The sequence below is a fragment of the Sphingobacterium phlebotomi genome, from assembly GCF_008180195.1.
GTDB lineage: Bacteria > Bacteroidota > Bacteroidia > Sphingobacteriales > Sphingobacteriaceae > Sphingobacterium > Sphingobacterium phlebotomi.
This window is the reverse complement of the sequence record NZ_VTAV01000023.1, coordinates 1-24,027: the sequence shown is the minus strand read 5'-3', so window position 1 is coordinate 24,027 and position 24,027 is coordinate 1. Positions and strand designations below refer to the sequence as shown.

At 42.1% G+C, this 24,027-nt stretch carries 16 protein-coding genes; 6 read left to right on the top strand and 10 right to left on the bottom strand.

Features of this window, described 5'->3' with window-relative positions; all coding sequences use genetic code 11:
• The first annotated feature begins 134 nt into the window (after positions 1 to 134).
• From treY to FXV77_RS20545, 4 genes are all read left to right on the top strand, one after another.
• Positions 135 to 4,172, top strand: a complete 4,038-nt coding sequence (treY, locus tag FXV77_RS20560; RefSeq protein ID WP_148921127.1) for a malto-oligosyltrehalose synthase — start codon at positions 135 to 137, stop codon at positions 4,170 to 4,172.
• A gap of 19 nt (positions 4,173 to 4,191) precedes the next feature.
• A complete protein-coding gene (glgX, locus tag FXV77_RS20555; protein WP_148921126.1) occupies positions 4,192 to 6,309 on the top strand; it encodes a glycogen debranching protein GlgX in 2,118 nt (705 codons plus the stop codon).
• A gap of 35 nt (positions 6,310 to 6,344) precedes the next feature.
• Positions 6,345 to 8,201 (top strand): malto-oligosyltrehalose trehalohydrolase, encoded by a 1,857-nt coding sequence (gene treZ / locus FXV77_RS20550; protein WP_148921125.1) that lies wholly within the window; start codon positions 6,345 to 6,347, stop codon positions 8,199 to 8,201.
• 85 nt (positions 8,202 to 8,286) lie between these two features.
• Positions 8,287 to 8,793 carry a DUF421 domain-containing protein gene (locus FXV77_RS20545; RefSeq protein WP_148921124.1) on the top strand — a complete coding sequence of 169 codons (507 nt, stop codon included), beginning with the start codon at positions 8,287 to 8,289 and terminating at the stop codon, positions 8,791 to 8,793.
• A 35-nt stretch (positions 8,794 to 8,828) separates the two neighbouring features.
• On the opposite strand, the gene FXV77_RS20540 is transcribed toward FXV77_RS20545, so the two are convergent.
• From FXV77_RS20540 to folB, 9 genes are all read right to left on the bottom strand, one after another.
• The gene (locus FXV77_RS20540) at positions 8,829 to 9,296 is read right to left on the bottom strand and encodes a DUF2721 domain-containing protein (protein WP_148921123.1); all 468 of its coding nucleotides are present in this window, start codon (positions 9,294 to 9,296) and stop codon (positions 8,829 to 8,831) included.
• Between the two features lie 224 nt (positions 9,297 to 9,520).
• Positions 9,521 to 10,339, bottom strand: a complete 819-nt coding sequence (locus FXV77_RS20535; RefSeq protein WP_148921122.1) for a siderophore-interacting protein — start codon at positions 10,337 to 10,339, stop codon at positions 9,521 to 9,523.
• A 57-nt stretch (positions 10,340 to 10,396) separates the two neighbouring features.
• Positions 10,397 to 11,626, bottom strand: a complete 1,230-nt coding sequence (locus FXV77_RS20530; protein WP_148921121.1) for an MFS transporter — start codon at positions 11,624 to 11,626, stop codon at positions 10,397 to 10,399.
• Positions 11,627 to 11,843: 217 nt separating this feature from the next.
• Positions 11,844 to 14,894, bottom strand: a complete 3,051-nt coding sequence (locus tag FXV77_RS20525; RefSeq protein WP_148921120.1) for an efflux RND transporter permease subunit — start codon at positions 14,892 to 14,894, stop codon at positions 11,844 to 11,846.
• 12 nt (positions 14,895 to 14,906) lie between these two features.
• Complete coding sequence (locus tag FXV77_RS20520; RefSeq protein ID WP_148921119.1) at positions 14,907 to 15,965, bottom strand: efflux RND transporter periplasmic adaptor subunit; 1,059 nt, start codon at positions 15,963 to 15,965, stop codon at positions 14,907 to 14,909.
• On the bottom strand, positions 15,962 to 17,323 hold the full coding sequence (locus FXV77_RS20515) for a TolC family protein (RefSeq protein WP_148921118.1): 1,362 nt from the start codon (positions 17,321 to 17,323) through the stop codon (positions 15,962 to 15,964). The genes FXV77_RS20520 and FXV77_RS20515 overlap by 4 nt, the downstream gene beginning before the upstream one ends.
• A gap of 33 nt (positions 17,324 to 17,356) precedes the next feature.
• Positions 17,357 to 17,995 carry a TetR/AcrR family transcriptional regulator gene (locus tag FXV77_RS20510; RefSeq protein WP_148921117.1) on the bottom strand — a complete coding sequence of 213 codons (639 nt, stop codon included), beginning with the start codon at positions 17,993 to 17,995 and terminating at the stop codon, positions 17,357 to 17,359.
• A 166-nt stretch (positions 17,996 to 18,161) separates the two neighbouring features.
• Positions 18,162 to 18,605: an Hsp20/alpha crystallin family protein gene (locus FXV77_RS20505; protein WP_148921116.1), complete on the bottom strand. Its 444-nt coding sequence runs from the start codon at positions 18,603 to 18,605 to the stop codon at positions 18,162 to 18,164.
• A 155-nt stretch (positions 18,606 to 18,760) separates the two neighbouring features.
• Positions 18,761 to 19,126 carry a dihydroneopterin aldolase gene (gene folB / locus FXV77_RS20500; RefSeq protein WP_148921115.1) on the bottom strand — a complete coding sequence of 122 codons (366 nt, stop codon included), beginning with the start codon at positions 19,124 to 19,126 and terminating at the stop codon, positions 18,761 to 18,763.
• Positions 19,127 to 19,250: 124 nt separating this feature from the next.
• Here folB and FXV77_RS20495 point away from each other — a divergent pair, with 124 nt between their 5' ends.
• Both FXV77_RS20495 and FXV77_RS20490 read left to right on the top strand, forming a co-directional pair.
• Entirely contained in the window at positions 19,251 to 19,985 is a 735-nt protein-coding gene (locus FXV77_RS20495) for a 3-keto-disaccharide hydrolase (protein WP_148921114.1), read from the top strand.
• Between the two features lie 77 nt (positions 19,986 to 20,062).
• The gene (locus FXV77_RS20490; protein ID WP_148921113.1) at positions 20,063 to 22,240 is read left to right on the top strand and encodes a S9 family peptidase; all 2,178 of its coding nucleotides are present in this window, start codon (positions 20,063 to 20,065) and stop codon (positions 22,238 to 22,240) included.
• A 67-nt stretch (positions 22,241 to 22,307) separates the two neighbouring features.
• On the opposite strand, the gene asnB is transcribed toward FXV77_RS20490, so the two are convergent.
• Positions 22,308 to 23,999, bottom strand: coding sequence for an asparagine synthase B (asnB, locus tag FXV77_RS20485; RefSeq protein ID WP_148921112.1), 1,692 nt, complete (start codon positions 23,997 to 23,999; stop codon positions 22,308 to 22,310).
• Positions 24,000 to 24,027: the final 28 nt, after the last annotated feature.

Here is a 24,027-nt window from a genome sequence, read left to right as displayed (position 1 = left end):
TTTTTCTTTTATCATTTTATGACTAAATGCTTACTTGTCTCCAAACTAAACCATCTCTTCAACGTTCAATATACGTGGGAGTAAATCACAATATCTCCTTCAGTTCAGGATAACTTTATTTTAGCAAAACTATAATGGACATACCAAGCGGCACGTACCGTATCCAGTTTAATAAAAACTTTGATTTTCAACATTTTGAGCAGATTATAGATTATCTGCATAATCTCGGTATTGACACCATTTACGCTTCTCCTATCCTACAAGCGGTGCCTGGTAGTGTGCATGGCTACGACGGAACGGAACTTAATAAGATTAACCCGGAACTGGGAACACTAGATCAGCTGATAAAACTTAAAGAGCAGCTAGCCGACCGTAATATAAAGTGGTTGCAAGACATCGTTCCAAACCACATGGCATTTCATCCTGAAAATAGTTGGCTTATGGACGTCCTAGAATATGGCGATCTGTCCCCATACAGCATCCATTTTGACACGACACATCATAGTATATTCTTTGAGAACGGAAAGCTAATGATTCCTATTCTGGGAAAGGATCTCCATGAAACTGTCCAATCGGGAGAAATTAACATTATACTTGAGAAGCAGCAGCTGTATGTTACCTATTTCGATCATCGCCTTCCCGTTAACCCCTCCACTTACGACGAAATAAACCAATGTTTGGATAACATCAATGATAATAAAGAAAAAATAGTGGATATCCTATCCAAACAACATTATCAGCTCTGTCATTGGACAGAAACAGATCAGCGTATAAATTATCGGCGTTTCTTTACCATCAACGGATTGATGTGTTTGAACGTACAAAATGATGCCGTATTTAACGACGTACATCGCTTTATCGGAGAACTCCACGCTAAAAAAATTATAGATGGCTTTCGTATTGACCACATAGACGGTCTTTATAATCCAGCAAAATATACAAGAGATCTACGGAAAAAGTGTGGATCGAACACGTATATCGTTGTTGAAAAGACAGTAGAGCAAGAGGAAGAACTCCCACAAGATTGGCCCATCCAAGGTACAACAGGTTATGATTTTCTGGCGCTGTGTAATAACGTTTGTACATACATCAAAAGCGAAAGACTTCTCACTGATTTTTACGAAGGATTCGTCGGACAAAGCCATTCGATAAAAGAAGAACAAATCGAGAAGAAAAGGGCCATTTTATGCAAACACATGCAAGGAGAAGCTGACAACCTATGTCAATTATTTTTTGATTTAAACCTTGATCTTCATGCGCCTCCTATTAGTGTACAAGAACTTCGATCCGCCATACAGGCATTCTTGGTATATTTTCCCGTATATCGGCTTTACGAAGAAAACTTCCCCTTCTCAGCAGAGGCTTATCACGCGATAATGGCTGTTTTCGACACCATATTGCTGAAAGAGGCTGATACTATTCGAGGAACGTTAAATTTGCGGGACGTTATAAAGCGGGCACAGCACGAGTCGGATCTCCCCTACCGGAAAAGCGCCATAATCTTCTTTCAACGCTGTATGCAATTCACGGGGCCCGTCATGGCAAAGGGTGTCGAAGATACGCTAATGTACACGTATAATCGGTTCGTTGGCCATAACGAAGTCGGTGATCATCCAGCAAACTTTGGTATCAGCGTTTCTGCTTTTCATAGCGCTATGCAGAAACGGCAAGCGCTTTGGCCTTCTGCACTAAATGCCACGGCTACACACGACACTAAACGAGGCGAAGATGTAAGGGCCCGTCTCCAGGTATTGACCGCTTGGCCCGAAGCTTGGATGGAACAAGTTGAAATCTGGCAAAAAATTATAAAAGACCACTATGAAGGAGATTTACCGTATCCTAATGACATTTATGCCATCTATCAAGCGATATTTGGATCCTCTCCGATGCCCGATTGTCTGGACGACGATTTTGAGAATCGGCTTTTAAATTACCTAACGAAATACTTACGAGAAGGAAAAGAACATTCTGATTGGGCAGCACCAAATGAATCCTACGAACAGTGTGTTCAACGTTTTGCCCAATTTCTATTAGCTAAGCAAGGACCTTTCTTCCCCGTTTTCCATGCTTACTTAAAACGCATGGCAGATTTTGGTATCCTAAATGCGTTGGCTCAGCTCCTATTAAAATTCACCTGTCCGGGCGTACCGGACACCTATCAGGGAACAGAACTATGGGATTTGAGTTTTGTGGATCCCGATAACAGACGTCAAGTTGACTATACTATACGGCAACAATATTTACGTGAAATCGGCGAATTAGATAATAATAGTATCCTTCCTGCACTCTGGCAAGAACGATATAATGGAAAAATCAAGCTTTGGCTGCTGAATACCTTGCTCCATCTTCGTCAACAGTATCGCCTATTATTTACAGAAGGGGAATATATCCCTTTAGAGGTGAAGGGAAAATATAGTGAGCATATATTGGCTTACGCCCGTAAACATCAACGAGATTGGTTAATCGTTATAGTACCCCTCCATCTTGCCGCCATCGCAGAAATACAAAACGGTGTAGTGCAACGTGTGGATTGGAAGGATACAACCGTTATTTTGCCAAATAGGCTGCCGGTTCACTGGCGGCACCTATTATGCGCTATTACAGGAGAGGGAACAGCATTAAAACTATCATCTGTTTTTCAGAATTTTCCGCTTGCCGTTGTTCATTATAGTGAACCACCAAATCCTAGAAGCGCGGGCGTATTACTGCACATTAGCTCTTTACCTTCTCGTTTTGGGATTGGCGATCTCGGTCCAGGAGCGTATGATTTTGCCAGGTTTCTCCAATCCAGCGGACAGCGCTGGTGGCAAATATTACCGTTAGGGCCGACCGCTAATGAACAATGTCATTCTCCTTACAGTACCCGCAGCGCGATGGCTGGGAATCCTTTATTAATAAGTCTAGAGGCATTAGTAGATGACGGCCTGCTGACGCAAAAAGAATTAGAGAAAGCAACGATCGATAGAAGCACAGGGATTGATTTTACGAGGGTAGAATCCATAAAAAAAGAATGGCTACACATTGCATTCGAACGGGCGGATCTTGCCAATAACCATGATTTTAAATCTTTTTGTGCGGAAGAAGCGTATTGGCTGGATGACTACGCATTATTTGTCGCTTTACAGAATGCTTATTCAGATGCTCCTTGGTTTACGTGGACGGAACCGTTGAAATCACGTAATCCACAGGCGCTTGCCAAATTTGAAACCGAACATCATTCTCAACTTCTCGAAGAAAAATGGACGCAATATATTTTCTTTAGGCAATGGAAAAAATTGAAAATGTATTGCCGGGAACGTGGTGTGCGTATCTTAGGAGACGTCCCCATGTATGTGGGACACGACTCAGCGGATGTATGGGCACATCCACCCTTATTTTCGTTGCAAGAAAACGGAAGTCTTCAGTTTATAGCGGGGGTGCCTCCGGATTATTTCAACGCTGACGGTCAGCTTTGGGGGATGCCGGTATACAACTGGCAAGCACTCGAACAGGATGATTTTGCATGGTGGATAGCAAGACTGACGCATAACAACAAACTTTTTGATAAGATTCGGCTGGACCATTTCAGAGCGTTCGCAGCCTATTGGGAAGTTTCTGCTCCAAACGAGACAGCTCAAAATGGGCAGTGGAAACCTGGTCCGGGAAAAGATTTTTTCACCCGGGTTAAAGCGGAATTAGGTAAATTACCTTTTGTTGTAGAGGATCTGGGTGACATAGACGACGCTGTGTACGAATTGCGGGATGTTTTCCAATTACCGGGGACTAAAGTTCTTCAATTTGCCTTCGGTGATGACATGGCATCTTCACCTCATATTCCACATCACTACGATCGGAATTCCTTTGCTTATACGGGTACGCACGACAATAATACTGTCGTGGGTTGGTTTACAGACGAACTGGATAATGATGCCAAGGAACGGCTCTCCCAGTATACATCCGTCACGGCTGATAAAACGAATATCGCTGATATCATGTTGAAAACTGCATACGCTTCGGTAGCAGACACCGTCATTGTACCGTTGCAAGATCTATTATCCCTTCAGGGAATGTATCGCATGAACAACCCAGCAAGCACCACGGGAAATTGGAGTTGGATAGCACCACAAGATGCTTTCGGTGATGATATCAAAAAAACATTACGTCATTATATGAAATTATACGACCGGATATGACGAATACTAGCAGTAAAATATGAATATGAAAGTACTTGTGGGATCACCCTACCCTTTAGGAGCCACCTTTGATGGCAACGGCGTAAATTTTGCTATTTACGCTGAAAATGCAGAAGCTGTGGAACTCTGTCTTTTCGAAAACGAAACAGATGACAAGGAGTCTTTGAAAATCAAGATCAAAGAACGGACACATCAGGTGTGGCACATCTATATCCCCGACATAGGTCCCGGACAGCTATATGGCTATCGGGTACATGGTCCCTACGAACCTACACAAGGACATCGTTTCAATCCAAATAAGCTTCTTATCGACCCGTATGCCAAAGCTATAGCTGGTACATTACGTTGGGACGACGCCTTATTTGGTTATGAAGTAGGTCACCCGGATGCTGATTTAAGTTTTAGCGAAAAAGATAGCGCACCCTATATCCCGAAGGGTGTTGTGATAGACGGATCTTTTAACTGGGAAGGGGATAAACCTCTTCGCATCCCTATGCACCGTAGTATTATCTATGAAGCCCATGTTAAAGGCTTTACGGCACAGCATCCAGAAATACCGGAAGAGATAAGGGGTACTTATTCTGCACTGGCACATCCCGTAACTATTTCTTATTTACAATCGCTTGGTATAACGGCAATAGAACTCCTGCCTATACATCATTTTATTACAGACCGACATCTCGAAGAAAAGGGTCTAACAAACTATTGGGGTTATAATACGATAGGATTCTTTGCCCCGGATATTCGGTATGGGTCTATCGGTAGCCAAGGTGAACAGGTCATAGAATTCAAAAATATGGTGAAGGAACTCCATCGCGCTGGAATAGAAGTTATATTGGATGTCGTGTATAACCATACGGGCGAGGGAAGCGAGATGGGACCGACCCTTTCCTTCCGAGGCATTGACAACGCCTCCTATTACCGTTTGACCGAAGATTCACGTTACTATATGGACTTTACGGGTACGGGAAATACGCTTAACGCACGCCTGCCGAATGTTCTTCGCTTAATCATGGATAGCCTGCGTTACTGGATACAAGAGATGCATATTGACGGGTTTCGATTTGACCTTGCTTCTGCCCTTGCCCGTGAACTTTACGAAGTAAATAAACTGAGTTCATTCTTCGATGTCATCCATCAAGATCCTGTTATTTCGCAAGTAAAGCTCATTGCAGAACCTTGGGATATCGGAGAAGGAGGCTACCAAGTGGGCGAATTCCCTCCCGGTTGGGCGGAATGGAACGGCAAATACCGTGATTGTATGCGCGATTATTGGACAGGAGCGGATAGCATGCTTGGGGAATTCGCCGATAGGCTGACAGGGTCATCAGATCTTTATCAGGGGGATTATCGCAGACCGACTGCTAGCATTAACTTCATTACGGCACATGACGGGTTCACCTTACACGATCTTGTTTCTTATAACGAGAAGCATAACGAAGCGAACGGAGAAGACAACAACGATGGTGATAGCCATAATCGGTCGTGGAACTGCGGTGCAGAAGGTCCAACAGAGGATGAAGAAATCAATAGACTGCGGGTTAAGCAGAAAAGAAATCTATTGACTACATTATTCCTTTCACAAGGTGTCCCGATGCTTGTTGCCGGAGATGAGTTCGGACGTACCCAACAAGGAAATAACAATGCGTATTGCCAGGACAACGACATATCGTGGCTCGACTGGGTGGGCAAAGATGAGCGCCTGTTGACGTTTTGCCACCAATTGATCGCTTTCCGGAAAGAGCATCCGACATTCTGCCGACGAAAATGGTTTCAAGGTATTCCCATAAAAGGTATTGGTTTAGAAGATATAGCATGGTTTGACCCTAAAGGACGGGAAATGGAAGAATCGCATTGGCAAAATGATTTTGCCCGATCCTTAGCTGTTTATCTGAATGGCAATGGTATCCGTTCATTGAGCGATGATGGAACTAAAATCGTAGACAATAGTTTTTATATCATGTTCAACGCGTATTGGGAAGATATCAGCTATAAACTACCGGGTGCAAAATATGGTAAAGAATGGGCGATGGTTATAGATACCAATATCGACAATATTGATACGCATGAAACCTATGTATCTGATTCGTCTATCAATGTGCCTGGGCGCTCCATTATTGTTCTTATGTCGACTTAATTTTTCTACTATTGAATTACAATGCTAAATTGCCCATGGATACAGAAAGAACAAAACCGTTAGGAATTACACTCCACAACAATAAAGCACAGATTACGGTTTGGGCACCCAAGGCTAAAAAAGTTATATGCCGCACCTATCAGCCCAATGTAGATATTATTTTGTCGCAGCAAGCCTACGGTTATTGGTATGCGCAAAGTGACGAAATAACTGCTGGACAACGGTATCATTTTATTGTGGACGGCGAAGTACTTCCCGATCCTGCCTCCCATTCCCAACCGGAAGGCGTACACGGACCATCGGCCGTTGTTGATCTTCAATTCGATTGGACCGATAAAGATTATCACTGTCCAACATTACGTGATTTCATTATTTACGAGGTTCATGTAGGTACTTTTTCTTCGACACATGATTTTAATGGTATTATTGAGCGATTACCTTACCTTAAGAACCTGGGCATAACAGCCATCGAAATTATGCCCGTAGCACAGTTTCCCGGAGAAAGAAATTGGGGATATGATGGTACATTTTTGTTTGCAGTACAACATTCTTATGGTGGTGCCCGGGGATTGCAACGGCTGGTAGACGCCTGCCATCGAGAAGGTATGGCGATAATCCTCGACGTCGTGTACAATCATTTTGGCCCCGAAGGTAACTACCTCCACCAATATGGTCCATACCTTACCGATAAATATCAAACTCCATGGGGAAAAGCCATCAATTACGATGATGCATGGAACTACGGTGTACGGGATTTCGTCTGTGAAAATGTGCGGATGTGGTTCCGGGATTTTCATATCGATGCACTTCGTCTAGACGCTGTACATGCTATAAAGGACTTCAGTCCGTCTCATATACTTCAAGACATAAGGCGTACAACAGATCTTCTGATGCGGGAAACGGGCCGGAAACACTATCTGATAGCGGAATGTGACCTGAATGATAAACGCTTTTTAGAACCGCTGGAGCAAAACGGCTTTGCCATGGATGCACAATGGCTTGACGAATTCCATCATGCATTGCGCGTCACTGCCGGCGAAGAAAAAAAAGGCTATTACGAAGAATTTAAGGGCATAACACATTTAGCAAAAGCCTATGAACACGCTTACGTATTTACGGGCCAATATTCTACCCACCGTCAAAAGTTTTTTGGCAGTAGTGCGGAGGGGATTCCCGGAGAGAAATTCGTTGTTTTTTCACAGAACCATGATCAGGTCGGTAACCGCATGGTTGGCGAACGGAGCAGTATCTTGTTTACGCCCGATTTACAGCGTTTGATGGCCATGGCTGCTATGGTATCTCCATTTACGCCTTTATTATTTATGGGAGAAGAATGGGCTTCACAAAAACCCTTCCTTTATTTTGTCAGTCATAGTGATCCTGATTTAATCGCTGCTGTCCGCAAAGGACGTCGCGAAGAGTTTTCGGATTTTCATGGCGATGGAGAGGTCCCCGATCCACAGGACAAAAAAACTTTTGACAACAGCGTGTTAGATTGGACGGAAAAGGATAAAGCTGCGCATCAACGTATGTTACGTTACTATCAAAACCTAATTGCCTTAAGAAAGTCCAATACTGTACTTCGGAACCTAAAGAGAGAAAATATACGGGTAAATAGCGATCTGCAGAAAGGTTCGCTCATATTATATGTTGAACATACAAAAGAAAAACTCATTTGCTTGTTTAATTTTTCTCCGTCTACGCAACGGTTTACTATTCCAGAAGATGAAATCTGGGAAAAAGTGTGGGATACAGGCGATAACATGTGGGGTGGACTCTCTCCAGCCGTATTGAATGGTGGCTTCGTACATATTCCGGCACAGACAGGCGTCATATTCCAGAGCACGTTACAACAGGAGTTAGATCGATCAATATTTCTCCTTTTAAAATAAAAATGAAATGAACCTTACAGATGCTTACATTGTTCGCTAGTACAAGATTTAATTTTTCGTGGTAATCTTACCGCTTTTAAATAAATTGATATGGAAGACCTGTTTTTTAGCGACGGTAAAAATCATTATTGCAACCGTTGTGTCGTATTTTGCCATTTTGGCCGTTATCCGGATTATGGGGAAAAGAACATTGGCTAAAATGAATGCATTTGACTTTGTAGTCACCGTAACCTTAGGATCAACTTTGTCATCGATGTTACTCAACAAGGTTCCCATACTTGATGGTACTATAGTCGTATTTATCATTGTATCTTTACAATATCTAATAGCTTATTTGGCGCAACGCTCGCAAACCATCGAAAAAACGATTAACTCTACCCCCACCATTCTTTTTTATAATGGAGAATTTATTAAAGATGCCTTGGAAAAGGAAAGAATTACTGAGGAAGAAATACTTGCTGAGATCCGAAGCTACCGTTTGGAACAACTGAGCGAAGTGCGTGCGGTCATCATGGAAATAAATGGAACTTTTAGTGTTATCAAAAAAGATACTGGTGAGAGGCCTACGTCACTGAAGGATTTAACCCCTTGATATACGATGTAGTGGTCAGTAGACACGAATCTGTTTTATTCTTCCGATTTATCATCCAACTTTTTTCGAGGATCCAATTTTTTCTTTAAATATTTAACGAAGGAAGGATCAGCATGTTCCTCCATGTCACTCAATTCAAGTTCTAACGCTTTGTTGCTCAACTGAATTTCCACAAAAGAAATCACTAACGACACTGTAAAAAATAAAAGACTTAATGCAAAAGAGATTTCGGCAACCACCACGTTGCTTAGGTAAATTCCATACATACACACGATACAACTTATAAAACTTAATACGCCCATACCCTGCATATGCCGCAGTAATCTAAGTCTGTAGCGAAGATTTCCAATTTGGCCTTGCAATACACCTTTTTTATTATGTTCAAGATATTTGGCGTGCAGGCTCCGCACCAAAGCAGCCAACGCCAAAAAACGATTGGTGTATGCAAGCATGATCAAACTGATAGCCGGAAAAAGCAAAGCAGCGGTACCGTATGTTATCATAAGCTAGACGTATAGTAATTTTAGCTGTCAAGTATCATGACAATTATCCAAATATACATTGAAAATTATAATTATTCGAGCCACAGATTAAGAGTCTGGTGCTCTACCAACTGAGCTACAGAGTCCGCTATGCAAAAGTAAGCTCCACGGATTACGATGTCAACGGTTTTTTTTGTATTTTTTGCTGTTCGGTTTCCGGCAACTGGCTCCTTTCCATTGAATAATTACGACTCCCGCTTTTCCTGCTGTCTATCGGTGGTGGATTTATCTTCTGCTACCCCTGCTTTCCAATAAGAATAAGCATATAGTTCATCCTGCTTCCATCCCTTTTCTTTACGTAAATAGTGACGAATGGCCTTTACCGAAGAATATTCTGCCGCAACATAACCTGAACGTGATCCTTTCGGTAATAGCTGCTTCCTAACCATATCTGCAAGTCGGCTACCGTTTTGTGGATGCTCATTGTGCAACCAGATGATATCCATATCAGCTTTTGTTTTAAGATCTTGTTCGTCCTCTTCTCCGTATACTTCAATAATACAAATTACCTTGGCCTCTGCCGGTAGATCTTCTAAAATAGCTCCTAATACAGGAATGGCTGTCGCATCGCCCACCAACAGATAATGATCTGCTTTTCTATAGAGTCCCATCTTTCCATCTTTCATCAGGACACCTAACACATCTCCTTTTTTCGCTTGTATTGCCCATGCTGAGGCCGGCCCTTCGTCGCCATGCGCGACAAAATCGATCCAGATCTCATTCTTATTAAGATCAATACCGCGATGCGTATAGGTCCTCCGGATTGGCTGAACTTCTTCCGATTGGTGTTTCCAAGTGTTTGCTTCCTTATCCAACTCCGGAAAGTATACCGTATTAACTCCTTTGGGTGGAATTAAAATCTTGTTATTTATACCTACCGTCGTATTAGCAAATAGCGGTACCTTTTCCCCCGTGAGATAAACTCGGATATAATGCGGGGTAAGCTGTTTTTTCCTGCTTACAGTTAACTGTGCTTGAATAGGTTGAAAACTCTTTTTATTCATTTTTTACGATACGATTGGTCGGGGACTAATTTGAATGACCTATGCACAAATATAACATTATTTAGAATGCCTCCCCAACCCCATAATAAAACGATTGAAGAAAGAAAACACGCCAACGACGGCAATGATGCACCCTAAAGCAATAAATATATTGTTTACGCCAAAGAAATCTGCCGCCCAGCCCGTACCGAGCAATCCAATAACGGTGGGTATAATGGCCATACTGAAATAGAGGGAGAAAACACGTCCCATCACTTCGGGGCGAACTTCCTCCTGTAATACAGTCATAAAACTCGCATTATAAATCGTTGCTGCCACGCCACCTATCGCTGTTAATCCGACCAAAATCCAGAATGTATGTGGTGGAATAACACCCGATAATGCTAAACTTATCCCCAAAATAATCGTCGTCATATTAATCATTATAACTTTTCGGGTGGTGGATTTAAAGATTCCTAATGCGCTCCCTCCCACCAACATACCAATCCCCCATACCATTTCGACAATACTCATTTCCCATTTGCCTCCACCAAAATATTGTAATGTCAATAACGGAAACAACACTGCAACAGGCATAATACAAAAGGTAGCAATAGTAGAATAAGCGAAAAGCCAGGTCAGTCCTTTGTTATCCAAAATCGCCTTGAATCCCCATTTCAGGTCAGTCCAAGCTTGTTGAAAACTGGCTTTCGCCTTTTCCGGAACTTCCGGATTCGGAATATATACAAACAACAATGCGCTAATTGCTACTACAGCGCCGACAATATCCAATAATAACACGTTACCTATAGACATCAAGGTAATGGCTAAGGTCCCTAATGCCGGTCCTGCAATCGCAGAAATAGACTGTATCATCTGGTTGACACCCGCGATGCGCAACAACTCGCTTTCTGGTGCAATCATCGGAATAGATGCCTGCATAGCAGGCATGTGAAAAGCAGATCCTACTGAGCGCAATGCCAACATGGCGTATATCAAAATAAGGCTTTCGTATCCGAGGTAAAAACTAATCGACATGACCAATGTACATAGTGCTACAAAGCCGTCGGCAAACATCATTGTTTTCTTCCGGTTCCAACGGTCAATGTATATCCCTGCAAACGGACCGATAACCGCAGCAGGCAGCATCCCTGCAATGGCACCATAAGCAAGCACCTCGGCAGAGCCATGTTCGATACTTAGCCATATAATAATGGCAAAATTGACGGCAGAGCTTGTAATCAACGATATAAACTGCCCGATCCATATAACGAGGAATTTCTTTTTCCAGTTTTCTTTTTCTTGCATAAACTTTTCTCTAAACAACGCAGTCTTCTGAGCGTCTTGTAATCAAAAATAAGTGGGAATACAAATAAAATAAGCTTGAAACGACTTATTTTAACAGATATCTAGGCACGGTGGATGCCCGGTACTTACGCTATTCTGTCGCGTACAGTAAATATCCTATATAGGGAAGTAATCTTCATGATACGAGCAAAAGTAAGAAAAAGAATTCATTCATATATTATTTTTTTTCAATGACTGGCGGAATAAGCTTATAGATAACTGGTGTTACTATTCGGGATAATAATGTGGAACTGATTAACCCACCAATCATCACGATGGCCAATGGAGATATCAAAGGATTACTCGACCAAGCAATGGGCAACAAACCACCAATAGCCGTAAGCGACGTCAATATAATCGGCAAAAAGCGGATTTCACCAGCCTGTTCAATAGCGTCGTTCAATGCTACTCCTTCCCGTCTTAGCTGATTCGTGAAATCCACTAACAGGATCGTGTTTTTCACCTCAATCCCCGCCAGAGCCACCAGGCCAATGGTGGCGACAAAAGACAGGGTATTTCCCGTAACCATTAATGCCAGAACCGCACCTACGATACCCAACGGAATCACAGACAAAACAATCAACGTACTCTTAAACGTCTTAAACTCCAATACCAACACAGCGATAAACAAAAATATGGTCACCATGATAATGGTACCAAATCCACCGAAAGCGGCCTCTCTACTTTCTACCTCACCCCCCATTTCGTAAGCATAACCATTCGGAAAAGGAAAAGCATCCATCTTTTTGATGATCTCCTGAATCACATTATCATTTGAAAAACCTTTGGCAACGGAAGCATTTACAGAGACCACCCGGTTTTTGTCTTGGTGATAGATATTAGAAGGAGAAGATTCGAATGCCAAAGTTGCCAACTGTGTAAGCGGAATAGCCGTTCCTTCAACATTATTGACAAAAATACCGTCAAACACCGTCATATCAGGCATATTCGGTCTTGGAACGGTGATCATAATACGGTATTCGTTGTCGTCCACCTTGGGATCCGTGTATGTTCCAACCTCATATCCGGCCAACGCGATCCGTACCGTTTGATCTATACGTACCGTGGGCACGCCTAAAGCCATGGCCTTCTCCCTATTCACCACGACATGCAAATCGGTTTTCTTATTTTTTAGTGGATTATTTATATAGACATTGCCCGGCGTCTTTTTCAATAACTCTTCTACATCAGCAGCCAAACGTTGTAAGGTATCTAAATCATCTCCAAACAAACGTACTTCCACAGGTGAAATCACGGGTACGCCCTGCTCAAAGTTTTTGACTTCGATTTTGGCACCCAAATAATTTGTCCATTTCTGGCGCAATGCTTCAATCAACAATTCCTTTTCTTTTGCCTTCACATCATTATGCAGCTGCACAAAAATATCAGCATGCCCAACGTTTTCGCTCGCCTGGCTCATATTATAATAAATCGTTGGGTTCCCTTTACCAACATTGCTCGTAAAATATTTAATATCCGGTATCTGGCGAAGCTCATCCTCTATTTCCCGGGTGATACTATCCGTTGTTGTTAAACTGCCTTGTAACGGTGCAGCAATGTGAATCATGAATTGCGGTTTTTCAGATGGCGGAAATAACGAAAAGCCCACAACAGGAATCAAAGCTAGGGAAGCCAAGAATATACCCAATGCGATGACAGCAGTTCGTTTCGGATGTTTCAAAGCTTTGTCCAACCACACCGCATAAGTATTGTGTATCAATTTCTTCAATACGCGTAAAATAGCATTACCATCTTCGGAAATATGAGGTTTCAACAATTTGCTTGCTAAAAAAGGAACAACAAGCAAAGCAATAAACATAGAACCAATTACGGATGCGATAACAGCAGTCGGCATACTGCGTATAAAATCCCCCGCCATTTCTGGCATAAACATTAACGGAAGAAAAGCAATTACCAGTGTAACCGTACAACCAACAACAGCTAAGGCGATTTGATGCGTTCCTTTAATCGCAGCTTCCAAGCGTGAATATCCATCCCGCATCCAGCGCTCGATGTTTTCAACGACTACAATACTATCGTCCACGACCAGTCCCAGGGCAACGACAAATCCGACAATGCTAAGCTGATTGAGCGAATAACCGACGAGATTCAGCGTAATGAGCCCTAAACCCAGCGACAGCGGAATAGCGATCATGACGACCAGCGATGCACGTGAACCTAACGGTAGCAATGTAAAAAGCACCAGGGTAATAGCGATGACAAAATCCACTCCAAGACCACTTAATCTACTATTGACCTGCTCGGCTTGGTCAAAGTTTACGATAAAGTCAACATTCGCGGGAAGTGTTTTTCGAAATGCTTCAAACACTTGATGATAGGCTTTCTGCGTATCGCTGATATTCATGCCCCCTTTTTGGGCCGCATTCACCAATACCGCATGATATCCATTTAATCTTGTGACATGTGCAGCTTGTCCAAATGTCGGATATACCTCGGCAACATCGCTGAGCAAAGTGTTTCGCCCTTCCGCACTCGAAACAACTGTATTCTTAATTTGTTCAATACTTTTATAATCGCCACTGGTTGTCACACTGAAGGACTTTCCGCCGGCGACGACCGCACCGCTGGGAATATTTTGATTCTCGCTTTGTATGGCCTGCACCACTTGATCCATAGGTATTTTTAAGCTGGCCAGCCCTGACAGGTTTAAATCCACCCGAATAAGTTGGTCGGGCAAACCGCTGATCTCCACATTTTTCAGCCCCTTTACTTTTTCTAGGCGAGATTTCAAATCATCGGCCAAACGTTTCATCGTCGATGTCGATGCGTTTTCAGAAATTAAAGCGGTTTGGATCACACTCACCGTGGTCGGGTCGACTTTCTTTACCTCCGCACGATAAATATTTTCTGGAAGCTCTCCGCTAGCGGCGCTCAGTTCCCGTATCAGTTCTTGATATTTTGCCTCATAATCTTCTCCATACACATACTCCACAAAAATAACAGCTACACCGTTGGTAATCGTTGTCTTGATACGCTTTATCCCATCCAAAGCATAAAACCGGCTTTCCAACGGTTTTACAACCAGTTGCTCCATATCTTTAGGACTTGTTCCGGGGTATACTACGATGACAGGAAAACTCACTGGTTTCATCTCTGGATCTTCTGCCCTTGGCATAGTCAAAATAGTGCTAATGGCTACAACTACAACCATGAGGACCATAATCAGCGTAAACTGATAATTTTTGATGGGATATTTGATGAAGTTCATATCGAATTTCCTTTATTTTTCTATCACTTTTATAGGGCTTCTGTCAACTAGATACGGACTACCCGATACGATCAATGCAGTCGCTCCTTCCAGTCCGGAGGAAATCAGTACATCATCCTTGTTGATGGATGCGATCCGTACCTTTACTTTGCGGGCCGTCTTTCTATCATCCGTCACAAACACGTATCCTTCTTTTCCGTTCCCTTCCAAAAGAGATTCATATGGAATGGTCCATGCCGAATTTTGCGCTGACCGTAGTTGCATATAGGCCTTGCCCAACATACCTGCAGCTAATTTGGCTGGAGCATTGGCCGTTAGCGATAGAAACACACTAAAAGTACCTGTTTTAGGATCTAGCCCTTTAGATTTCTTCCGGACAACCGCACGATAGGTTCCCTCCCCTAACACATCTGATGAAATCCGGGCACTATCCCCTTCCTGGACAGCCGCCCATTGCCGGTCGGACACCCCTACTTTCAATTGCCAGTTCCCGTCATTTGCTCCATTTATCTGCAAAACGGGTGTACCGGGGCCAACCACTTGCCCTTCCTGGGCCAGCCGTGCCAATACGTAGCCATTGCTTGTCGACCGTATTTCGGTGTACTGTTCGTGGAAACGTGTACGCTTTATATCTTGCTGTGCCAGGTCGAGCGCTGTCTTTGCATTTTGCATCTGTTCCAAGGTAGCAACGCTATCGTAATACAGTTTACGAGCGCGTTCGTAATCACGCTGCGCTTTTTTCAACGCCAGCGATGCCTGAGAAGCCATTGTCTCCACTTCATCCTTATGCACGCGGGCGAGTAACTGCCCCGTTTTAATAGGATCGCCCTCGCGGACATAAATCTGCTCAATAACACCTCCGTTTTTAAAACCTAACAGGGTTTCATCGTCCGTAGTAAATGTGCCTGTGGCCTCAAAAGTAGCATTGATTTCGTTTGCATGTAAGGTCATCAGTGTCACCGGAATGGTATCGGTATCTGGAATGGCCAATGAGCGATTTGCTTGGCCACAAGAAAATAAGAAGGCAAAACAAACTGCAGAAACTAAAAGATTTAAAAATGATATTTTCATGGTTGAGGGATTTGAAAGGTTGCAGATTCACGTTCCAATTTAGCCAATGCTGCCAGCATCTGTAACTGACTGATATTGACAGAAAGTTTTGCTGCAGTATATTGGCTACGTGCGTCAATGGCTTCCATATAGCTATTAACGCCTTCGTTGTAGCCCCGCTGTATGAGTCGCTGATAAGTAGATGCAGCTTCTAACTGCGCTTTTGATTTTTCATAATTTTTGAGTGCTGCCAGCACGTCATTCCGGGCAACCTGTGCGGCCAATGTCAACTGCTGCTCTGCTTGCGCTTTTCTGTTCCATGTTTCAGCGAGGTCGATTTTTGTCTCCTCAATCTTCAGACGGTTTCTATTGCCTTGAAAAAGAGGCATAGACAAGGTCAGCCCAACCATAAAATAACGCGAATCCTGATTAAATTTTAGACCCTCAGCCTGGGATCCCAAGTCAAGAAATCCACTTACTTTAGGGACCAGATACTGTTTGTTCATCTTCAATGCAGATTCCTGCATCGCTATCCCGGTCTGCAAGGCAAGCAGCTCTTCGCGCTGGGAGATATCGATTTCACTTTCGTCCTGTAAACTCCATTTCTCTTCTATGAAAAGCGTACTATCCTGTTCAATAAACGCATCGGCATCCCTGTTCAATAATGCATTGAAATACAAGGAACTGTTTTTTATGTTCTTTTCTGCTTCGGCAAGTTGCGATTCAATTTGTGCTATTTCCGCTTTTGCCCGAACGACATAAGCGGGTAATCCCTTACCTGCTTCTAACAGCTTCTGATTAACCCGAAGCCCTTCATGGGATAATTCCAACGACGATCTATAAATGCCTTCGACCTCCAAGGCGCTAATATATCGATAATATGCCTCCTTAATTTCCTTAACTAGTTCACGTTTATAAACCCCTACCTCCGATTCCTGTAGACGCACGGCATCCGTTTTAATCTGTTTGTTATAGGCAATATCCGTGTTGATAAGCGGAATTACAGTACGGACCTTAGCATCGTAATAATTCTGCGGAAGAAAATTAATCGTTTCATTCTGTATTTGCGGGAATGCTTGCGACTGCGTGAGCGCATTCAAGGTATTGTAAACGGGATTAAGCATGTCGCCCACCGGTAAATTAATGGAGCGTCCCCCTTTTGCATGCGTATAAGCCACGTCTAAGTCAATAGCAGGTAGATACATAGACCTTGCGACCTGTAAGGCATTCATCGCCCGCTGCAGGGAAAGATTTTTCTGCTGGAGCACCAAATTATGATCTAGCCCTTCTTCAATATAATCCGATAGTGGTGATGTCTGTCCGAAGATGTTCGCGCCGGAAAAATAAATGAAAATCAAACTTATGAATACCGTTCTCATTATTAACAGTGTTAAGTTTACGTTTAAAATTTTTTATTTAGTGGATTCGAGATAATGCACAAGGACACGAAATGCACTTTCAATCATACGCTCCTGATCCTCGTCTCCGAAAACAACATGCATCATACTTCTAAGATGTCCCGAAACGTATAATGCACACATACCATGCACGGAAGCCCAAGCCTCCATTGCTACATGTGTAGCATCCAGTCCCTTAAAATAACCTTGGTCCTGACCATCTCGAACTGTCCTTAAAAGAAAATCGAAAACACGTTCTCCGTCTTCCCATGATGCCTCTACACAATTGATTTCCAAATGCTCCATCGGGTCTTTCATAACAAACATCAATTCATAAAAATCCGGGTGTTCAAATGCAAATTTAATATAACATCTGCCTAGTGCTTTCAATCGTTCAAAAGGAGATTCCACCTGCATCAAGGGCTGAAAGTTCTGTCGTAACAGCTGGAACCCTTCTTGATGTAATGCATAGATAATATCACTTTTATCCTTATAATACAGGTATATGGTCGTTGGACTAAATTCGATTTCCTTGGCAATTTTCCGAATAGAAGTCGCTTCATAGCCTGCTGTGAGAAACAACTTTTTAGCTGCTTCCAAAATACGCCTGCGCAAATCTTCTTTATGCCTGGTCTTCCGTTCTTGTATACCCATGTAACTTTTTTTACAGAACAAAAATAGTGAACAGTGTTAACTTTTTAAAATATTACCCTAAAATAATTAAAAAGCTATAAGGTTCGTCTATCGATTTTGAACAAAAACAAAGCCCCTGCAAAACTGCAGGGGCTTTCTCCTCACCTTAAATCACACTACTCACCCATTATTTGACGTCGATAAGTCTTTTGGCAACGATTGCATCTTCTTTCTTACCGACTGTTACCTGCAATACACCATCCGTATACACTGCTTCGATATCATTGTAATTGACGGATTCTGGAAGGGAAAACGAACGGGTGAATGAGCTAAAATTAAACTCTTTTTTGCTGTACAATTTGTCTTCCGAGACGGACTCTTCTTTCTTTTCAGCAGAAATAGTGATCAAGTTCTTGTCGACATTGATTTTAAAATCTGATTTCTGTAATCCTGGTGCCGCCAAGGAAATTTCGTATGCCTTTTCAGTTTCAGCGATATTCACGGCAGGAACACGCGTTACTAAACGGTCTGAAATGAACGAATCGTTGAAAAAGTTGTCAAAAAAGCTATTTACATACGGATTGACAACGTCTGAATTTACAGTTTTGTTTGGGAATTTGATTAATGCCATGTTTATATCCTCCTATTTTTTTCTTGTTTATTTTATGCTTGGTATTAATCAAACGTTATACCGAAGCCAAAAAAATAAAAAAACAAGACATTATGTCTTTAAAAAACAAAAAAACAACGACACAATGTCATTAATTTAGATAAAAAAGAAATATCTTATATCTTATAACATAAAGACACAACCGAATGCACGTGATCATGATCGAACGGAGGCGTTGTTTTACGAATGGAGATACGTGCTTCCTGAATAAAAGCATAACGGTCCTGTATATTGGAAAGAATTTCGTGGGCAGCGGACTCCAGAAGCTTACGTTCTTTTTTCATAACCTCACATAGTAGATTATAAAGTTCGGCATAATTCACCGTATTCGACAGATCCTCCGCGTCGGTATTGTCAAAGGGAAAGTAGACAGACACATCCACGAAAAACTCATTTCCCAAAATACGTTCTTCATGGTAGTACCCGATCGGTGAAAAGAAACGCACATCCTTAAGTGCTACTTCCTGTGTGATAGAACCCATATACAAACATATAAAAAATGAAACCGGGATGTAAATAATATGATAAAAGAAAAAATAATTAGATGAAACCTGTAAATTAATATATATTATTGTTTTACTATAAGCACCAAAAAATATTCATCCCATGCATATTCAATTCGGAAGCACGTTACTATTTTTGACATTATCCTTAGGCAGTATGGCGCAGACAAAATTCAAGCCGGAAGATACAGAGTTTTATTCCCCTAAACCTCCTATTGTCACACTTAAAAACCAGGTACCCAGTGATGCCATCGTTCTCTTTGACGGAACAGATCTAGACCAATGGGTAAGCCGTAATAATCCCGAACAACCCGCTACGTGGATTGTAGAAAACAATATTTTAACGGTTAAACCTAAAACAGGTGACATCCAGACCAAACAAGCATTTGAAGATTTTCAACTCCATGTAGAATGGAAAAGTCCGGAGATGGTAAAAGGCGAAGGTCAAGGACGTGGAAACAGTGGCATATTTCTTCAAGGCAGATATGAAGTACAGGTGCTGGACAACGACAACAACCCCACCTATGTCAACGGGCAAGCTGGGAGCATATACAAACAGAACCCTCCATTGGTGGAGGTAAGAGCAACAGAAGATAAATGGCACAATTATGATATCGTCTATAAAGCCCCACGCTTTAATAAAGATGGCATGCTAATCAGCAAAGGTAGCGTTACCATATTACATAATGGTGTATTGATACAGAATAATACACAGATCGAGGGCACGACAGAATATATTGGTTTACCAAAGATGAAGGCACATGGCAGCGGCCCTATTATCTTACAGGATCACAACGATCCGGTGAGTTTCCGCAATATATGGATTAGGCCTCTGTAACTTTATTTAAACGAAGGAATTGCTACGTTTTAGTTTGCATTCATTTTTCTAATTTAGCAGCCGTTAATGAAGAAAAAATGAAAAAACTCCTCGTATTATTCCTATTCGGTTCGACGTTTGCTTACGCACAACGTAATTTTACAATAGAAGAGACCGTATTTGGCCCTCGACAGTTTGCACCGGAAACGTTGGTGGCCCCACAGTGGATACCCGATACGGATGCATTCACCTATCTCGATGCAAAATATCAAAACCTCCTTATCCGGGACAGCAAATCAAACTGGCAGGACAAAACATTAGTGACTACTTCACAAATAGCAGAAGCCATCAAGAAAACGCTTGGCACTGAAGACGAAATAATATTAACATATTTCCCTTACGACTACCAGTGGAAAGATCAAAATACGCTTGCATTTCAGATTAACGCAAAAAATTGGAAATATACTATTAGCTATCTATTAAAAGACAATAAGGCCGCTATACTCACAAAAGCTCCCAATGAGGGCACTAATATCGAAATAGCTTCTGATTTCAGTAAGACGGCTTACCTCATTGGAAACAACATTGAGATCATAGATCAAAAGGGAGCGCAAACGAAAGTAACACAGGATACACTCGATGGCATCGTCAACGGAAGCGACTATACACATCGTCAAGAATTTGGAATCAACAAAGGTATGTGGTGGAGCCCCGACAATGATAAATTATTATACTATCGGAAGGACGAAACCATGGTTACAAAATACCCCTTAATCCAATGGCAGGAACGAGTGGCATCTGTAAAGGATATCCGCTATCCAATGGCCGGCATGAAGAGTGAGGAAGTAACATTGGTTGTATACAATAGTAAGAGCGGACGGAAAACAACGCTGAAAACCGGAGAACCCAAAGAACAATTTCTAACGATATGTACTTGGGATCCCTCTAGTCAATTTGTATACGTAGGTGTACTGAATCGCGAGCAAAACCACCTTAAATTAAACAAGTATAATGCAGAAACAGGAGATCTTGTACAGACATTATTTGAAGAACAATCTTCTACTTGGGTAGAACCGCAACATGCTTTATTATTTTTACCCAACAAACCCAACCAGTTTCTCTATCAAACAGATCAAGACGGATATAATCAATTATATCTTTACAATACAGATGGAAAACTGATTAAGAATTTAGGTTTTCAAGATGTCATCGTCGAAGACGTAAGAGATTTTCTTCCTAAAGGCAACAGTCTTACCTATATCGGTATTACAAATAATGGATTGGATCGGCAACTCTTCAAAGTAGAAATCCCCTCGGGAAAAACAAAACAACTAACCCAAGCGCAGGGAACACACAACGCTTCCATAAGTTCAACAGGCAAGTTTGTGCTCGACCAATATGCAAACATATCGACACCAAATACGATAAATATTTTACAAGCAGACGGTAAAACGGCACAGCATATTTTAACTGCGGAAAATCCTTTTGAAGGAGAGGTTACACTCCCTAAAATCGAGCCTGTTTCCCTGATTTCTGCAGATGGCAAAACACCATTAAATGGGCGCATTATATACCCCAACGATTTTGATCCCAATAAAAAGTATCCTGTCATGGTATATCTATACGGTGGCTCACACGCACAATTGGTTCAAAACAGATGGTTATACGGCGCAGGTTACTTTGATCTTTATATGGCACAACAAGGTTATATCGTGTTTACCATGGATAATCGGGGTTCGGATGCACGCGGAAGGGATTTCACACGAGTGACCCACCGACAATTAGGACAAGCTGAAATGGCCGATCAGCTCTGTGGAATTACTTATTTGAAAACAAAAAATTTTGTAGACACGACAAACATAGGGATTTTCGGCTGGAGCTTCGGAGGATTCATGACCACATCCTTGATGGTTTACCATCCCGAAGTATTTAACGCAGCGGTTGCAGGAGGCCCTGTAATAGACTGGAAATATTACGAAATTATGTATGGTGAACGTTATATGGATACTCCCCAGGAAAATCCGGATGGTTATGCCTTAACATCACTTATAGATAAGGCAAAGCAGTTAAAGGGAAATTTACTTATTATCCATGGAGCGCAGGACCCCGTTGTTGTACAGCAGCACAGCATGGATTTTATAGAAGCATGTATAAAGGCAGGCAAGCAGGTAGATTATTTTCTCTATCCAACACACGAGCATAATGTAATGGGTAAAGATCGCATACATATGTATGAGAAAATTGCGCATTATTTTGATCTACACTTAAAAAAATAAATACATAGAGACGTCCACTCGTGGCATCTCTATGTATTTATTATCAGGTTGATTAATCTTCCCTTTATTAAACAGCCGTTTGTGATATCTTTTCATAACTATCGTTGTGCACATGGGCAACAGCTCTACCAGATGGGTCGTTCATATTTTGGAAAGAAGCATCCCATGCCAACGCCTCCGGCGTGCTACACGCAACTGACTTCACAGAGGGTACCGTCTTGGCCGCAGCTTCTGACGGGAAGTGTGACTCAAAAATAGAACGGTACAAAAACTCTTCTTTATTTTTTGGCGGATTAACAGGAAAACGCACAGCAGCTGTTTCAAATTCGACATCGGAAACCTTATTTTCTGCTAACTCCTTCAACGTATCAATCCAACTATACCCTACGCCATCAGAAAACTGTTCTTTTTGTCGCCAAGTTATACTTTCAGGCAGGTAATCCTCAAAAGCCTTCCGGACTACCCATTTTTCCATCCGCCCATCTTTAATCATCTTATCTGCCGGATTAAGCGTCATGGCAACATCCATAAACTCTTTGTCCAAGAACGGCACACGCCCTTCTACTCCCCATGCTGCCAGCGATTTATTTGCGCGCAAGCAATCATACAGGTACAATTTTTTCAGTTTCCGAACTGTCTCTTCGTGAAATTCTTGCGCATTGGGTGCCTTATGGAAATAGAGGTATCCGCCGAAAAGTTCATCAGATCCCTCACCAGACAATACCATTTTGATACCCATAGATTTGATGACCCGCGACAAAAGATACATCGGTGTTGAAGCACGAATAGTCGTTACATCATAGGTTTCTAAATGATAAATGACATCACGTATAGCATCTAAACCCTCCTGGATAGTAAAGTTGATTTCATGATGGATCGTACCGATGTGGTCTGCTGCCTTTTTCGCTGCAATCAAATCGGGGGCACCTTTTAGTCCTACCGCAAAAGAATGTAACTGTGGATACCAAGCTTCTTCTTCTCCTCCTGTCTCGATACGCTTGGACGCAAATTTCTTCGTGATGGCTGCAATAACGGAAGAATCGAGCCCGCCAGATAGCAGAACACCATAAGGAACATCTGACATAAGCTGTCGTTGTACTGCATCCTCAAGTGCTTGACGTAATTTAGCTAAATCAGTTTCATTATCTTTCACTGCATCGTAAGACTCCCAATCACGTACATACCATCTCTTGGGCTCGCGTCCCTCTTTGCTTGACAAGTAATGCCCCGGAGGGAATTGCGCTATTTCTACACAAAATCCTTCCAACGATTTCAATTCGGAGGCGACAAACAACTGCCCTTCTTCATCTTTACCATAATATAAAGGAATGATCCCCATGTGATCACGTGCGATTAAAAAGGAATTATCGCGCGCGTCATACAAGGTAAAGCCAAATATTCCATTTAAGTCTTCTATAAACGAAGAGCCTTTTGCCAGATACAATGCCAAAATAACTTCTGAATCCGACTGTGTGGTAAATTCGTAATTAGGTAGTGTATTTCGGAGTTGTTGATGATTATAAATTTCACCATTGACGGCAAGCACGACATTTCCATCTGGACTGAACAACGGCTGACTTCCTGATTTAGGATCAACAATAGCCAAACGTTCATGCGCCAAAATAGCTTTTTCACTGGTAAAAATACCTGACCAGTCTGGTCCGCGGTGACGAATACGTTTCGACATCTCCAACACCTGCGGTCTCAACTTCTCCGAGGAGAACGGCTTTAATTCAAAAGCACCAACAATTCCACACATAAATTTAAATTTTAATACTGTTTACTAA